Source organism: Paenibacillus sp. FSL H8-0548, assembly GCF_038630985.1.
GTDB lineage: Bacteria > Bacillota > Bacilli > Paenibacillales > Paenibacillaceae > Pristimantibacillus.
This window is the reverse complement of record NZ_CP152049.1, coordinates 876,393-893,584: the sequence shown is the minus strand read 5'-3', so window position 1 is coordinate 893,584 and position 17,192 is coordinate 876,393. Positions and strand designations below refer to the sequence as shown.

General features: G+C 46.6%; 11 protein-coding genes. 2 read left to right on the top strand and 9 right to left on the bottom strand.

All coding sequences use genetic code 11. The features are described 5' to 3' along the window. Positions 1–85 precede the first annotated feature (85 nt). From lepB to MHI37_RS03795, 3 genes are all read right to left on the bottom strand, one after another. A complete protein-coding gene (gene lepB / locus MHI37_RS03805) occupies positions 86–709 on the bottom strand; it encodes a signal peptidase I (RefSeq protein WP_256709839.1) in 624 nt (207 codons plus the stop codon). Continuing rightward, entirely contained in the window at positions 706–1,263 is a 558-nt protein-coding gene (locus MHI37_RS03800; protein ID WP_076335215.1) for a DUF402 domain-containing protein, read from the bottom strand. The genes lepB and MHI37_RS03800 overlap by 4 nt, the downstream gene beginning before the upstream one ends. A gap of 110 nt (positions 1,264–1,373) precedes the next feature. Beyond that, a complete protein-coding gene (locus MHI37_RS03795; protein WP_076335214.1) occupies positions 1,374–1,796 on the bottom strand; it encodes a GNAT family N-acetyltransferase in 423 nt (140 codons plus the stop codon). Positions 1,797–2,159: 363 nt separating this feature from the next. Between MHI37_RS03795 and MHI37_RS03790 the strand changes: the two genes are divergently transcribed. Continuing rightward, positions 2,160–2,771, top strand: coding sequence for a superoxide dismutase (locus MHI37_RS03790; RefSeq protein WP_076335213.1), 612 nt, complete (start codon positions 2,160–2,162; stop codon positions 2,769–2,771). 185 nt (positions 2,772–2,956) lie between these two features. Then, a complete protein-coding gene (locus tag MHI37_RS03785; RefSeq protein ID WP_342556532.1) occupies positions 2,957–3,742 on the top strand; it encodes a hypothetical protein in 786 nt (261 codons plus the stop codon). Between the two features lie 460 nt (positions 3,743–4,202). Here the strand turns inward: MHI37_RS03785 and MHI37_RS03780 are convergent, their stop codons facing one another. The 6 genes from MHI37_RS03780 to MHI37_RS03755 all read right to left on the bottom strand — a co-directional run bounded on the left by MHI37_RS03780 (position 4,203) and on the right by MHI37_RS03755 (position 17,154). Beyond that, positions 4,203–5,324, bottom strand: coding sequence for a trypsin-like peptidase domain-containing protein (locus MHI37_RS03780; protein WP_076335211.1), 1,122 nt, complete (start codon positions 5,322–5,324; stop codon positions 4,203–4,205). 14 nt (positions 5,325–5,338) lie between these two features. Continuing rightward, a complete protein-coding gene (locus MHI37_RS03775) occupies positions 5,339–6,592 on the bottom strand; it encodes an FxLYD domain-containing protein (RefSeq protein ID WP_076335210.1) in 1,254 nt (417 codons plus the stop codon). A gap of 306 nt (positions 6,593–6,898) precedes the next feature. Continuing rightward, the gene (locus tag MHI37_RS03770) at positions 6,899–12,910 is read right to left on the bottom strand and encodes an S-layer homology domain-containing protein (RefSeq protein ID WP_179090142.1); all 6,012 of its coding nucleotides are present in this window, start codon (positions 12,908–12,910) and stop codon (positions 6,899–6,901) included. Between the two features lie 387 nt (positions 12,911–13,297). Next, on the bottom strand, positions 13,298–14,968 hold the full coding sequence (locus MHI37_RS03765) for a ribulokinase (protein ID WP_076335208.1): 1,671 nt from the start codon (positions 14,966–14,968) through the stop codon (positions 13,298–13,300). A gap of 15 nt (positions 14,969–14,983) precedes the next feature. Then, positions 14,984–15,679, bottom strand: coding sequence for an L-ribulose-5-phosphate 4-epimerase (gene araD / locus MHI37_RS03760; RefSeq protein ID WP_076335207.1), 696 nt, complete (start codon positions 15,677–15,679; stop codon positions 14,984–14,986). A gap of 356 nt (positions 15,680–16,035) precedes the next feature. Next, positions 16,036–17,154, bottom strand: a complete 1,119-nt coding sequence (locus tag MHI37_RS03755) for a GntR family transcriptional regulator (RefSeq protein ID WP_076335206.1) — start codon at positions 17,152–17,154, stop codon at positions 16,036–16,038. Positions 17,155–17,192 lie beyond the last annotated feature (38 nt).

Genomic DNA, 17,192 nt, shown 5'->3' with positions numbered 1-17,192 from the left:
ATTCACAAACCTACCTCGTAAGCATAAACTTAAGGTTTGCCTAAGTCACACACTTGCAAACCTACTTCGTAAGCAGCTGCTGCGATTACAGCGCTCTGATCTCTTTGTACGGCCACAAAATAAAATCAGCTCTGCCGCGAATCAGCTCTTCCGGCACTGCATGAAATGTTCTGCTGTCTAGACTCGCTCTTGCGTGACGATTATCTCCCATGACAAAATAATGCCCCGCCTGAATGAGTTCTGGCCCATAGTTCATATCTTCTATAATGCTATCCGTATAAGGCTCGTCCACCAGCGCTCCATTACGGTACAGATGCTGATTGTGAACCTCGATCCGGTCACCGGGAGCCCCTACTATCCTTTTGACAAGATACTTCTCCTCTTTGGCCTCCGTGTTCGGTTCCTTTAATATAACAACATCACCGATAGCTGGCTTGCCAACTAAATAAACGAATTTATTTACATAAATCCATTCATGCTGCGTTAACGTTGGCTCCATCGAATATCCCTCTACCTTCGAGAGATTAAAAACAAAATAATGTAAAAGCATCACGACGGCAAATGCAATGACCACCGTTTTCGTCCAATCAAGGAGCTCTGCCAAAAACGTAGTACGAGTTTGTATAGGTGCCTCAGCTGATGAGCCATTTTGTTCTATATTTCCGTCCATCTCAGCATCTGAATTGCGATTCCTGCCCAGCAGACTCATTGCTCCACCTCACCATTTCGCCTCAACCATTCCTTATAATAAAGCATGACAAGCTGGTCCTGAAAAGGAGACCGGTCTTGATCTATTCGCTGCAACAGCGTATCCAGTCCCTCATGGACCTTATCCTCAACCATCTGCGGATAGTGATACGCAGCTTTATGCATTTCATATTCATCTTGATCGACGACGAACCTCTCGCCAACTACCGTGCGAATAACATCGAGATCATAATCTATATAAGTCAGCACATCCCCTTGCAAATAAGGCGGCGACGCAATATTGCAATAATAGCGTACGCCCGCTTCCTCAAGCAAAGCGACTACATTAAACCAATGCCCAGGTATAAAAAAGGAGACTGCCGGAACACGACTTATCCATATCTTTCCATCGGATTCTTGGATTGGCGTTTGTTGATTAATAAGCACGTGCATAGACTCCGCTTTGTGCTCATCTGCGAGCAGCTCATCCGGAATTAGCCAATTCTGCTGCCATGTACGATGTATGTGGCCATTATGCTTGAAGCTTTTGATGACACAATGCCGATATGGTTCCATCCCGTTCTCCTTATATCAGTATATAGTAATAAGAAAAGCATATCCTACCGCCAAAAGCAATGGCGATACAGATATGCCCTGCGTAAAACATACATGCAGTAAATTTCGCGTTAACCAGCCACAATACTCAGCTTTTGGTAGGCTCTAATAAAATCGTTGGCTACATAGCCCATCGACTCGTACAGCGGTAAAACTGGTTCATTGTGCTCGTCCGCGGTAATTAATATCTTTGTGACACGGCGCTGTTCAAAACGCTGGCGCAATGCTTGGATAAGCGTTTTACCGATTCCTTTCCGTTGATGGAGAGGAGAGACGGCAATTCGATAATAATAACCTTTGTTATTATCTATCGTACCGATAATCATGCCCACAATTTCGGAATTTTCGACAGCAACTAGAACTAAATCACTATCCCATGACAATTGGCGGGCAAATGCCTCCATTGTTTGTTCGTAGCACTCTTCGGTAAGTACATCCTCAAGCAGTGCTGTAATTGGTCGGTAATCGGACAACTGGAAGGAACGAACATTCATTAATATTACACCTTCTATACCATGTCATAGTATTGCATTTAAAATATATTACGACAAAATTTAACGATATCCTGCCTCTATCTTTTATATTACTTTAAAATTTCAAACAAATCACCATTTTTCTCTTGAAAACGCTTCATATTAAGCGCTTACATTAATTTAATCGTTTTTACTGTAAAATAACACAGTTCTACACGCCTATTTTGAATAATTCATCTAGGTCAGTGATACCCTATTGCAGGTTATGGTCAATGTCATATCCCTTTCTTCTGCCGACTTTTGAAACAATAATGTTGATTTATTCGATCGGATAAGGGATAATGAGGTGGAATAACTACATATCATTAGGAGGCTGTATAAATAATGGCACATCAACTACCTGCTTTGCCTTACGCGCACAACGCACTTGAGCCGCATATCGATGCGACTACAATGGAAATTCACCACGGCCGTCACCATAACGCATACGTGACTAACCTTAACGCAGCTTTGGAGTCCGCTCCAGAATTGCAAAGCAAATCAATCGACGAGCTAATCGCTGACCTTGCAAGCGTTCCGGAAGCTATTCGCACTGCTGTTCGCAACAATGGCGGCGGACATGCTAACCACAGCTTGTTCTGGGAAACAATCGCTCCAAACGCTGGCGGAACTCCAACTGGCGCTCTTGCAGCAGCAATCGACAGCGAGCTTGGCGGCCTTGAAGCTTTCAAAGCTGACTTCGCTAAAGCAGCAGCAACTCGTTTTGGCAGCGGCTGGGCATTCCTTGCTGTTGCAAACGGCAAATTGAAAGTATACAGCTTGCCTAACCAAGACAGCCCGATCATGGAAGGCGAAACGCCGATCCTTGGTCTTGATGTTTGGGAGCACGCTTACTACCTTAACTACCAAAACAAACGTCCTGATTACATCGCAGCGTTCTGGAATGTAGTTAACTGGGATGAAGTTGGCAAACGTTACGAAGCAGCTGTAAAATAGTATCTCTTTTCTAAATTTCAAAAAAGGCGCCGTCTCCTTCAAGAGACGACGCCTTTTTTTGTCCGCAGGGACCTTGTTTCTAATGAGCTCTCTAGCTTTTCTCTACTCACCAGATAGGCATATGCCGCATACGATAAAGCAGGATGAAGGCCTAGACTGTTTCGTGAAGGAGACTGAGTGCTGGCATGGAATATACTTATGCTAACGAGCAGCAAAATCTAGTCATACAGCAACGAGCCAGAGCCGGCAATGACTGCGGCTGTAGTGGCCCGCGTACGATTATGCCAGGTCAAGGCCAAGGACCGGGGATGTTCCCAGCTGGACCAGGGCCAGGACCGTTCCCAGGGCCAGGACCATTCCCAGGGCCAGGACCGTTCCCAGGGCCAGGACCGTTCCCGGGGCCAGGACCGTTCCCAGGGCCAGGACCGTTCCCAGGGCCAGGACCGTTCCCGGGGCCAGGACCGTTCCCGGGGCCAGGGCCGTTCCCAGGACCAGGGCCGTTCCCAGGGCCAGGGCCGTTCCCAGGGCCAGGGCCGTTCCCAGGGCCAGGGCCGTTCCCAGGGCCAGGGCCGTTCCCAGGGCCAGGGCCGTTCCCTTTCCCGATCCCATTTCCGCTGCCCTTCCCTATCGGGCCCCAAGCATCTGTAACGGTCATCATAAACGGAGGCGCAGCGTTCCCTCGTATTACTCAAGCCTATCGTGTACCTTTCCGACCGGGATTGAGCATTTATCAGGCACTTGCTGAAACTGGAGTTATCCGATTTAATTTTAACGGTCAGATCGTTTCTGTTAGCGGTGTGCCGATCAGCCGCAATACGAGCTACCGACTTTTGCTAAATGGTAGAATTATACCATCAATACTGCTTAGCTTCCCTGTCCAGCGTAACGACTCTGTCTCTATCGAGCTAATTTTCAACCCGCTATTGCGCGAAGAAGAGTTGGAAGCTGGCATGGTGAACGACGCTGAATAATTCAGTCCGCAGCAGCAGCAGGAATAGCTGCTGCGCTTACGCGGACTGAGAGCCCTTATTTTTCTGTATCCTATAAACTTTAGACTTATGAACAAAATCATCCTCACGGGTGATTGGAAATCGCAGACGCGTCAGCTCGCACTTCTAACGGAAACCACAGACGCTAAATCGCCTTTATTGTTCGTTTCAAGATTCTAACGGAAACACACGCCTCTATTTGTACCCTACATGCCCGATCTCGCTTCATTTCTGCGGAATAGCGTCTCTGACTTCCGTTAAAATGTGACGCTAGCCAAAAATGAAGCTTTAGTGTCTCTGGTTTCCGTTAGCTCTCGTTATCCGCTGTCCGGCTGCTACCGCAGTACCATTATCAGCAGGTTCGGAGAATGCATAGTTTCCTATATTTCAACAAAAAGCCAGAACGAATCGTCTTCCGGACGGCTCGCTCTGGCTTTTGCTCTTATTTGATCGCTTTTCCTTTACCGCTCAACAGCTTTAATTGATCATTTTCGTAGCCTACCTCGTAGGTCACCTGATATTTGCTAAGCACATATTTTCCATCCAAACGCTCATCCACCGAGATGACGGCAATAACCGTCGCCTTAGCCTGCTTGCTGTTTTTAACATGCATATCATCGATCACGACATTTAAGGTTCCCAGATAACCTTCCCTAAACTTCTCGTAGCTGGTGCCTTCCTTCCAGTTTCCACCGAGCAGCGAATACGCATAAACATAATCAGCATTGTTCAGGCTGTCATAGAAATGGGTTACCAGATAGCCTGCAAACTCCTCAATGGAAGCATCCCCTCCCGGTTTTGGCTCCTCAACCGAAGAACTAAGCTCATCAGGAAGCTCGAGCATAGGTTCCTTAGACCAGCCCTCTACGAGCCCGATAATATTTCCAATTGGAATACTAAAGGCGATCGACCCTTGTTCGTAGCCAGCTGAATTGATCCCCAGCACCTTCCCTGTCTTCTGGTCGACGAGCGGCCCACCACTGTTCCCCGGGGCGATTGGTGCTGAAATTTGATATAAATCCGAATATGAATACGGCTCTATCTCAAAGCTTCTGCCTAGTCCGCTAATAATTCCGGTAGTAACTGTATTTTGAAAGCCTAAAGGGCTGCCAACTGCCAGCACCTCATCGCCAACCTCTGCCTTCTCATCGCGAACAACCTGCAAAGGCTCAGTTCCAGCGAGCGATGCGACACGAACGACAGCCACATCCGTCTCCGTGCTAATTCCGATGACCTCGCCTTCCAGCTCGCGTGCATCCGCCGTTTTTATTTTTACCATGCGCGCGCCTGCAACGACATGCGCATTCGTAATTAAATCTCCCTCCAGATTATAGAGGAAGCCCGATCCCTGCTCGCCTTCATCCGTCTCAATCATAACAACAAGCTTCTGTGTCTCAAAAATAATATCCTTCAACGACTTCGCCTTCTTCTCCTCGGCAATCGCAAGAAGCGGTTTCCCAACAAGCTGATCTGGCACCTGTTCATGTACGGCTAAGGCGGCAGCTATTCCACCGCATACGACTAGGGTGGATACGATGGCGCTGAACCATGCTCGTTTACTCATCTCATCGCCCCCCCTTAGTTCAAATACCAGGTCGCGTGATCGACGACGATGGTCGTATTTTCAACATAGATCCCATAAACGGTACTGTTAATTTTAATAGTCTCTCCTGATTCTAAATAATCCTGCTCAGCGACCGCTGTGCCGGAGCCTATCTTATTGCCGTCCATATCCATGACGGAAAAAGTCACGCTTATCGAATAAATTGGACGTGTTGCTGCGTTTCTCAGCTCAGCCTCGATTGCAAGATCACCAAATTCATCAAGCGTAGACTCAATATGAACAACCTCCACAGCTGCAGTCTGGTTTTTCAAATCCTCCGCCGCTGCTTGCTGCATCGCATGCTCTAGTCGCTGCTGCTCAGCCTTCTCATAATCAAACTTAGCTTGATTAATTTGTTTCTCAAGCTTGATTAAACGTTCATTGTCATTCACTACGGAGAGTGCCTTGCCAGTCACGTCTAATGCATCGGAGTAGCTCTTATCCTTCATGAGCACTTCTGCTTCCTTGACGCAGATGTCGACAATTTTCTCCATAATCTGCTCTTTCACAGCTGCTGCTTCGTCACCTTCTAAATGACTTGCTGAATTAAGCTTGGCCGTGAGCTCTTCTACTGAGTTCAATCCTGCAAGCTCATCCGACAGCTGCATAACGCCAAGCTGCATCGCAAGTACACCAAGCTGCTCTTTCAGCTTGTCATAGATAGGCTCTGTGTGGCCCTTCAGCTCATTGCGTGCCTGCTCCAGCATCAACTCTGCTTCTGAAAGCTTCTGCTCCTGAAGCTGCTTGTCAGCGGCCGCAACCATACGGGTAAGCTCTTCTGCATGCTCGACAATATCAGCATCCTTCTGTACCGCAGCAAAGCTTGGGCGTGCATGTACAGCCTCATGCAGAAGCTCTTGAGCTGCAGCATAATTCTGCGCCAGCGCTTCGATTCGCGCCTCTTCCTGAAGCTTAAGCACTCTATCATTAATACCTGTTTGATATATATAGTAGCTAAACACGCAGGCGGCCGAAACAAAAGCAAGCATAATAGGTACGATCCACGCCCATACAGCTCCCTTGGCCGACTGTCTCTGTGTACTGTTCGCTGTTTGAGGTTGCTCACTTGCTAACACGTTCTCCATAGCTGCAGCAGTCTCTGCGAAGCTCACTATCTCCTGAGCGCTCGCATCTGCTTCAGCACTCTTCCCCTCCGAAAGCATTCTACCGCACTGAATGCAATAAATAGCATCGTCTGTACGTTTCTTCCCGCAATGATGGCAATACACTTCCGTTCATCCCCCAGCTCCAAAAATCTCTCTATGTACATTTATCTATTCTATATTAAAAAGTAAATGATCTCCATTTTTAATTAGTGGGAAATATTTGATAGGCTTTACGGCTGAATTTCATTTCGAGAAATATAGAGAAAGCATGAAAAAATGATAGGCTTTCCTATATTCGCACAAAAGAAGGCAGCCTATCATGGTCATTGACCAAGGCAGGCTGCCTTCTTAGCTAAACATTACTACCCAAGCTTATAAGCGTCAGCACTGCCGCCAATGACGGAGACAGTCGTTTGCACTTATTGTTTTTTATTGCACATCATCGCTGATCGTTTCAATCCAAGTTTCGCTTCCATCCTCATTACGCTCTGCTTTATGAGAAATCGTTGCTTCCTGCACATCTCCGAAGCCCCAATGGCTTTCAGGCATGTCAGGGAACAATGGGGCAAGACCTTTCAAAGGACCACGATAAACCATACGGTTGATCATCGTAACAGCCTCTACACGTTTAATGGCGTTTTTCGGCTTGAAGCTGCCATCTGGATAGCCGCTCAAGAACTTGCCATTATACAATGCTTCGAGTGTATCAGCTCCCCAGTAGCCTGTCGTATCCGTGAAATGCACGGACGTAGGCTCGCTGACTTCAAGCTTTAAGAACCGCGCCATTACAGCTGCAAGCTCTCCTCTTGTCACAGCTGCATCTGGACGGAATGTACCATCCTCGTAGCCGCTGAAATAGTTGTGCTTCATTGCAATTTTAATGTAGTTCGTTGCCCAGTGACCTGCACGGATATCACTAAACGACAAGGAATAATTGATATCCTCATTTTCAGTAAGTCTAGCCACAATCGCTGCAAGCTCAGCACGAGTCAATGAACCCTCAGCCTTGAACTCTTTGTCTGGGTAACCCAAAATATAACGATTATGCGTCAGCTCCCCGAAGCGATCGGAGAACACATTAACTTTTACAGATGATTTGATGGTTTCATTCTTTGTAGTAAACTCACCTGGAATATCAAATGCTGTATCTGCCTTTTGCATAAGCGGCCATTCGATAACCACTTTATAGCTTCCATTTTGTCCGCCAAGCAAATTCGTTACTTTCCAAACAATTGTGTTTCCTGTTGCCGTACCGCCAGCTACATCAACAATAACAGCGCCAGCAGGTATAATCACCTTTATTTCTCCTTCAGCTAGTGTGCTGCCGGACACATTAAGGTAATCAACGGAAATGGTAGACTTGCTGCCTTCTTTGACTTGGTTTTTATCTACCGAAATAGTAAGTGCCGGGATTACTGATGCGGATGATACCGGAGTCAGCTCCAAATCATGCCTTACGATTTCCCATTCTACAGCAAGATTCGGACTAATATAAGTATAGTACCCAGGCTTCGTTACTACCAAATAATAATCGGTTTCAGGATAAACCATGTACGCATAGAATCCATGCTCATCACTTAGCTGTACCGGACTTGCATTATCATTTGGCGCAAATCCTACCAACGCTGGCAGGATAACCTCCCCATTAACTGTAATTCCTTTAGCTTTGTTCCGAGCTGTATCCGCATAATGCAGAACAACCTTAGCATCTTTAATGACCGCTTTTGTGTTCGCATCTGTAATCGTTCCATATGGATCGACTAGCGCTTCAGTAATATTCATTTCTCCGGAAGCTGTTACACTCACCGCAGCATGGCCAAACGTTATAAACTTGCCTGGCTCGATCTCATATTTGATTTCCAGCTCATAATCACCAATTGCTAGACCTTCCGCATTAAATACGCCTGGTCCAGTTAAGTTAAACACTTTTGGTGCTCCACCCTCTGTTACGTAGCTGCCATCGACATTCTTTAAATAAAGAACAGTACTAGCCAGCATTGCTCCGCTAAACAAAGAGGTTTCACCATCTGGCTGCTTAAGCAGCACGATGCCGGTTACCGTTTTCTCGGAGTCAAAGTTTTCTTCTCCTGTGCCTGTAACCTCACCAACCTGAGCTTTTTGCTTATAGGTAATTGGCGTTGGTACGCCACCTACATCAACGATCTGCGAAACTTCCAAATCATAAGAAACATCGCCCTTCGGTACAATGACATAATACGCACCGCTTGCATCCGTTACGACCGTTTCATCAAAGTCATTGGAATCAATAATACCATCTTTATTAAGATCAAGTGTTACTCTAATGCTCGCTCCAGCGACAGGTGTATTCGACTCGCCTTTCGTAATGAAGCCTTTCACTGCTGCAGGCAAGAAGGTAATGATAACTTCTTCCTGTGCTTTCAAGCCAAGCTCTTTGTTGTACACATTGGCTTGGATGGGAATAAATTGCTCAGCTACACCTGTAATTTGTTCCGATCTGTAAGTCACTGTCGCAATTCCTTGTGCGTCTGTTACTGCCGTATTTGGCCCTACAAACTCGCCTTTACCTACAGGAGCTGTAAAAACAACCGTAACGCCTACAATTGGAGTGCCATCTGCATTTTTAAGCTGCGCAGTAAGATCGGTAGTCGATTTGCCATCGCCCAAAATCTTATCAGGATTGGCTGTTAGAGCAAGTTCAGCCCTTACTACTGCAAAGTAGTTGTCTGTCAATCTAGCTGACCACTCTGACGGCAACGAAGCACCCAAGATATCCTCTGCATGGTAAGTAACCATGTATTGATTAGGGAGGGTTTCGGCTGGCAGAAGGTACGTTGAATTTTCCCATAGCTTGTAGCCATCGGCAGCAAATGTAGCTTGATTCGCAAGCGTTAGCTCGACAATTTCACCATTTACATTGGCTGTTACCTTTTCAGCTAGCAAAGAACTAATCGCGGAGAGCTTTAGCTGTTCTCCTGGAATAATATTCATTGCTTTAGAATCGCCTTGAGCCTTGTCTCCCGCCCAACCGTCTAATGCTCTATGAATATTTATCGTTACCGTTGCTGGTGTATTGCTTGTCTGACCTTCACTATCCGTTACACTATATGTGAAGCTGTCTTGACCAGAAATAAAATCAGGCCCCGGGGTATAGATCCATGTATCACCCGAAACATCATCGTCTGCTGGCCGAAGTGTGCCTTTGCTCGGATTGCTGTCTAGACCATATACGATGCCAGTAACGGTCTCTGGATCAAGACCTTTTAATGTAATAATAATCTCTGTTGAGCCTTCCACAACGTTTACAACGATAGGCTCTGCAACCGGTCTGCCGTTATAATCGATATAAACTGCAGCAGGAGCTTCAGAGAATTGCTTGCCGTCGCTTGCATTCCAATTGAAGGTAACCGCACTGCCTTCTGCCAATAAAGCTGAAGGCATAAATTTCAGGCTGTCTAAACGATCTTTGGCAATTACAGCTGTAGTAAGCGGCGTTACATATACGGATTCTCCAACTGTAGATGTATACCATAGCTGACCGCTATCGCTAAAGCTTCCTGGAAGCGTGATGGACACTGTACTTAACAGATCACCATCAGCATCTGTATAACGAGGTGAATCTGTAAAATCAGAAGCTTTGAAATCAATAACCGTTCCTGACAATCCAGTCTTGTTAATGTCGCCAACAACTGGCGGTGTGTTAATGGTGATGGTAATCTGCTTATTATCCTTCGCATATTGATTGCCATCTGAGCCATTCCAATCAAATGTCACAGCACCAGTAGCACCAGATGCAGGGATAAATTCCAATTTAGCTAAGTCTTCCACATCAATTTCGAATCCGGCCGTTGTAATTTCAATTGCCGAGCCCGGACCATTTTGAAGAACAAGCTTGCCTTTGCTCGGATCAGGAAGCGTTACTAGCTTCACCTTATCCAGGTTCTCTTCATTCGTATCACTATAAGGGGTCGTAAAATCAGCTATTGCGAATGATAGCGACTCGCCTTTTAGGATGGACTTGTTAATCGGATCTACCGTTGGCGCTGCATTTGCTGTAATTGTTACTGCAGCATTAAGCGCTGCGTATTTTCCATCTGCATTTTCACCGTTCCAATCAAAATTAGCAATTCCCGTGAAACCGCTCGAAGCCGGTACAAATGTCAGCTCCGCAATGTCGGCGATGGCAATGAGGTCGCCAGCTGCCACTGGTGATCCATTCAGCAATAAAACGCCTTGCTCAACAATCGGCAGCGTAACGATCTTAACGCTCTTCAATCCGCTTGCGTCCGCATCCCCGTTTTGTTTCGAATAACGGTTTTTAAACTCGTCCGCCGTAAAGCTAATTGTTTCGTATTGAAGTCCCGTTTTGGCGATGTTGCCAACGACAGGATCATTCGTGTAGGTAATGTCCACCTGTGCTGAAGCTAATGAATATTGATTGCCGTCATACCCTTCCCAATTAAACACAACCGTGCTGTTCTCTGCCAAATCCACTGCTGGCACAAATTTCAGCGTATTCAGCATCGTTTGGTTGAGAATGGTAGGTGTATTTGGAGCAACCTCTTTCTCTGTTATTCCGTCTGTGTACTTCAGCTTGCCTTTGCTAGCAAAATCTGCCGGCAGCGTGATCCGAACCTGCGTTAAGGCATCATTTTCTGCATCTGTATACGCATCCGCATTAGCAAAGTCGACAGCTTTAAACGAAATCGTTCTTCCTGCAATGTCTGCAAAAGCGATGTCGCTCACAATCGGTGCAGCATTGATCGTGATTTTCACCTTTTCATTATCCTTCGCATACTGCTTGCCGTCTGATGCATTCCATTCGAAGGCCGCTGTGCCAACAGCATTCCCGTTAGGGACAAAGCTTAGCTTCCCTAGGTCAGCGGAGTTAATTTCAGTACCAACAGTAACCTCCACTGCAGGATTCGCACCGTCTTTAAACCAGAGCGTGCCTAGACTGGCTGCTGGCAATGAAATAATTTTTATTTTGCTTAGTTCCTCTTTCGGTAGCGTTGCGTCTGTGTAATGATTCTTGAAATCATCTGGAGCAAAAATCAGAGTTGACCCTTGATTAATTTGCTTTGTCATTTCAGTCACGACAGGAGCTGCATTTGCCGTGATGGTCACTGTAGCGTCAATAGCAGCATATTGCTCACCATCGTAGCCATTCCATTTGAATGAGGCTGCACCCGTGAAACCCGATGCGTCTGGAACGAAAGCCAATTTATCAAGGTCCGCTTTAGGAATCTCCGCTCCAATTGCAACGTCTACTCCATCCAGTTGAAGTTTTCCTCCAGTAGGAAGAGTAACGATTTTCACCTCTTCAAGCTTATCTGGTTGAGGTGTACCGGCCAAGTTATTATACTTGCTGCTAAAATCCGATACCGTAAAGCTTGTTGGCAAGTACTGTGCTCCCGCTTTCGCAATATCCTTCACTTCAGGATCAAGGGACGACAGCGAGTAAATATGCTGTGCAATGCCTGTGGTATTGTCAAATAATATATAATTCACCTTGTATTCTTTGCTTGTACTTGCGCCAGGAACAGTAAATTCTATCTTGCTCCAAGACTGACTTTCTCCTAGTGTAGAGTTCAAGAATGATTTCTCAGATAAACCTACGTTTTGTTCCACAATTTCAGTGCCATAATTCGTTTCCTGAGTAACACTGACTTCCATACGGAAGTTCCCGTTTGTTTTTGGCATAAACTCTGTATCAAGTGTCACCTTGTTCGTACCAATGGTTACCCCTGCCTTGGTAATTTCCGCTGCTGTCTTAGGTCCCCCATCGATGACTAGCTGTCCCCAATCAATGGTAGTCACCCAACCAGAATTGAATGAACCAGTGGCTAGAAAATAATGGTGGACAGAAATACCGACGAATAGATCTTGACCGTCTACGATTTCATCCCATCGGTCTTCCTTTATTTCAAATGTTGTCGTATTCCATTTCTCATTTTGTCCCGATAGAGCACCCACTAACTTTGCTTTAGGAAACTCCTTTTGATACGTAGCCGAACCAAAATTACTTGGCCAAGCTGTTGTAGCAGCCCCTAGTGCAATGTCTGAAGGATTAGATGAAATATATACACGATCCCACTCGCCATTAGCCGCTGCATTCGTTGGATCGTACTCATCTACATCATTTGCACGGATTAGCAAATGAGCACTTTTAGTTGGCTTTTTAACTCCTGTGATTTTAAATTCAATTGGATAAATAGAATCTCCATTTTTTACTGATACATCCATATCACCATCAGCCGTACTGGTAGCAAGCCCGCCTCTCCAGTTATCCGTACCAGTAAAGAACGTTGCTCCCGTATCTGCCGCTGCAGCATTCGCTGCATATGGTGCTGGGAAGAGCTGTCCGATCAGTACTGCGAGCGTTAACAGCAATGCAAGGGTCTTTCTCCCCCACACACTGTTCCTTTTACGACTTGTGCTTCTTAAGCTTATTGTTTCCAAAGCGTTTTCATCTCCCTTGTAGCCATTTTCTTCTTCAATCCCCACACCTACTGCCATAAAACAATTCGGTTGTTACCCCTCCTTATCTATAGAGAAGCTACTCCATACACGAATACATCATCCTAAGTAATGATCCGAATGAATCTTCTCTTTATAGGAAATAAGAACGATTAAAGTGATTGCAATATGTCTTCTGTCACCAAAACATCGGACTTCTTATTCACATTAACAATCCATACTGAACAATTTCTATACACATTAATAAAACGCAATTAATCCTGTCATGAAATGACGATTAACGACAAAAAAACTCCTCGCAATGTTTAATTGCGGGAGTTCTCTTTATAAATCTATACTTTTAAAAAAGCTGCCTTTACTTACTCATACTTAAGCCTGCTCTTCCTTAATCGCCTTCAGACGCTTCATCACATCGTTGGAGCCGCGGCCGTAATAGTCATGCAGCAGATTATATTCCGCATACAGCTTCTCATACACCGCTACGTTAGCTGGGATCGGCTTAAATGTTTCTTCACGTACGCGAGCCATTTGCTGCGCAGCATCGACGATACTGTCGAAGCCGCCTTTTGCCGCACCTGCCGCTACCGCACCGAACATAGCTGCTCCAAGCGCTGGAGTCTGCTTAGATGCAGCAACCTTGATTTCACGATTCGTAACATCTGCATAAATTTGCATGAGCAGCGCGTTTTTCTGAGGCAATCCGCCGCATGCGTACAATTCATTTACTTCTACACCATTGCTATGGAACGCATCCACGATTTTGCGAGTACCAAACGCCGTTGCCTCAAGCAATGCGCGATAAATCTCCCCAGGCTTCGTTAGCAGCGTCAAGCCTACAATCGTACCCGTCAGATCGGTATCCACCAGCACCGAACGGTTGCCGTTCCACCAGTCGAGGGCAAGCAGCCCGGATTGGCCTACGCTTAGCTCGTTCGCTTTGCGAGTTAAGTATACATGTACATTCTCGCCAGCCTTCTCAGCTTCTTCAAGCACATAAGCAGGTACCGATTCCTCCACAAACCATTCGAAAATATCGCCAACTGCGGATTGACCCGCTTCATAGCCGAAATAACCTGGAATAATACCGTCTTCAACGACTCCGCACATGCCTTCGACTTCCTTCTCTTCCGTACCAAGCAGCATGTGGCATATCGATGTTCCCATCGCCATAACGAGCTTGCCTGGCGTCACTACGCCAACGCCTGGAACAGCCGCATGCGCATCTACGTTGCCAACAGCAATTGCCGTGCCTGGAGCAAGTCCGATGCGGGCCGCGATATCAGGCAGCAATTCTCCAGCCTTCGAACCAAGCGGTACAACCTCGCCGCGCAGCTTCGTTTCAGTCAAATTCTCTAGACGCGGATCTAGCGCCTTGAAGAACTCCTTGCTCGGGTATCCTTCTTGCTTGTGCCACATGCCTTTGTAGCCGGCTGTACAGCTGTTGCGCACGATATTGCCTGTCAGCTGACCGATTACCCAGTCTGTTGCTTCTACAAATTTATCAGCTGTATCATAAATTTCCGGAGCTTCATTCAAAATTTGCCAAGCCTTCGCCATCATCCACTCGGATGAGATTTTACCGCCATAACGCGGTACCCATTTCTCATTGCGCTGCGCAGCCATTTCATTAATTAGGTTAGCCTCATCCTGCGCTGCATGGTGCTTCCATAGCTTCACCCAGCTATGCGGATTATCCTTATAAGCATCCTGTACACAAAGCGGCTCGCCCGCTGCGTCAATAGGAAGCATCGTACATGCGGTAAAGTCGATACCAAGTCCGATGACCGCTGCAGGATCAATACCCGATTCCTTCATAACAGCAGGAACGGATAATTCCAATACTTCAATATAATCAAACGGATGCTGAAGTGCCCAATCATACTCTAGCTTAATGCCGGAGACAGGCAGCTGCTCATCGATTACATGATGCGTGTAAGGCGTAACGTGCTCAGCTACCTCTGCACCGTTAGAGAGATCAACCAGCACCGCGCGTCCTGATTGTGTACCGTAATCTACGCCAATTGCATATTTCTTAGTCATTTCTCCGAGTCCTCCTTATTTTTGGCCGTAATAGGCATTCGCACCGTGCTTACGCAAATAATGACGATCCAGCAAAGCTTGGTCCATCGGCTGAACGTTCGGATTAAGCTGGAACGTATGGAGCGCCATTTTGGCTACTTCCTCAAGCACCACTGCATTATGAACCGCATTATGCGGGTCCTTGCCCCAACAGAAAGGAGCATGGCTGTTGACCAGCACCGATGGCACTTGATTTGGATCAATATGGTTTCTTTCGAAGGTTTCAACAATAACATTGCCTGTTTCCAGCTCATATGCTCCTGTAATTTCCGCTTCCGTCATCGCGCGCGTGCAAGGCACCTCGCCGTAGAAGTAGTCGCCGTGTGTTGTTCCAAGCGCCGGGATCGCGCGTCCTGCCTGCGCCCAGCTTGTTGCCCATGGCGAATGGGTGTGAACGATGCCGCCGATATTTGGAAATGCTTTATACAATAATACATGAGTTGCTGTATCTGAGGATGGGCGCAGATTGCCTTCGACAACGTTCCCTTCCAAATCTACAACGACCATTTGCTCCGCCTTCAGCTCTTCGTAAGGAATGCCGCTCGGCTTTATGACCGCATAGCCAGACTCCCGATCAATGCCGCTAACATTACCCCAAGTAAATGTAACTAATCCGTATTTCGGCAAATCCATATTCGCTTCCCAGACTGCATGCTTCAACGCTTCCAACATGAGAATAGTTCGCTCCCTTCAAGCTCGTATTTCTACGTCTGCCCAGCATAACTTATACGGACATTAGCATAGAATACCCTTGTTATTATTATAAGTTGTACGTACAAGTGTGTCACGTGTTTTTTTGTTTATTAAGCTTTCTTGCTAGAGACTCGTAGACTGCCAGACATGCTATATAAGTTGAACTTAAAAATGAAGTTATAGCGAAGCGAGAAGATCGCTCTGAAGAAACGAAGTGTTCGCCTTTGCAGCCATTATTCTCACCTTTAAATGTCTTAGGAAATCAAAGAATCTGGCTGCAACCGCGATCGTAAGAATGATATACTCGCAAAGCGCCCAAAACGTAATTTTCCGGTTTAACTTATATAGCTCCTCGGCGCTTGCGTAGATTCACGTATGACAAGCTGAGGATCATAGATCTTGTCCATGGTCTGACACCGCTGCTGCTTCTCGACCATGCTAAGCAAGAGCTCCACGGCGTCTGCTCCCATTTCGGTTTTCGGGTGAGCAACGGTCGTTAGCTTCACTTCGGTAGCCGTTGCCAGATTAGCATCGTCAAAACCAACGATCGACAAATCCCCCGGTACAGCAAGTCCAATTTGACGTACAATATCGAGCATTCGAACAGCAAGCTCGTCATTATAGCAAATGATAGCGCTCGGACGCTGCTCCGGCTCACGCTGGAGCATAAGCGATAGCGCCTGCGCAGGCTTCTCTTGCTTCTCCTCGGTGGAATAACGCAGCAAATATTCAGGAGGAACCGTCAAACCATGCTCCCGATGAGCTCTTAGAAAACCGCGCATCCGATGAACCCCCTGAAAATCATCCGTTTTGAAAAATCCGGCAATACGCGTATGCCCCAGCTTAATCAGATGCTCAGCAGCGCGATAGCCGCCAAGCTCATCATCCACGCGCAGGCATGGAGCATCCACATCACTGTATCGCTCGTTCAACATAACATAGGGGATTTTGAGTGCATCCAGCGCCATAAAATAATTAAAGTTCGGATTGCCCTCCGCGCTTTTTGTGGGCTCTATAATAAGCCCGGTCAACGGCTCGCGCAGCATGGACTCCAAGCTGTCCTTTTCCTTTTCCTTCTCATTATCCGTACTCGCCAGCAGCAGCCTCGCCCCAACAGCACGAAGGCTGGACTCGACGCCTCTGACAATCGTAGGGAAAATATAATCAGAGATATGGGTCGTTATCATCCCAATCGTCATCCCCTGTGATGAGGCTTTCCGCTCAGGCGCCGATTGATCGGAGACAAACGTGCCTTTTCCTTGAGCGCGATAGAGCCAGCCCTCCTGCTCCAAGTCGCCAAGCGCCTGACGTACCGTTTGACGACTCATTTCGAACTGCTTGCCGATTTCATTTTCTGATGGCAGCTTATCATGCGGCTTGAACTGCGCCGTGACGATCCAGGATATGATTTGCTGCTTTAATTGCATATATTTGGGCGTTTGCTGTCCCTTCACTTCACACCTCAGCTCCGTTAGTTGTATGCCTAGTAGTA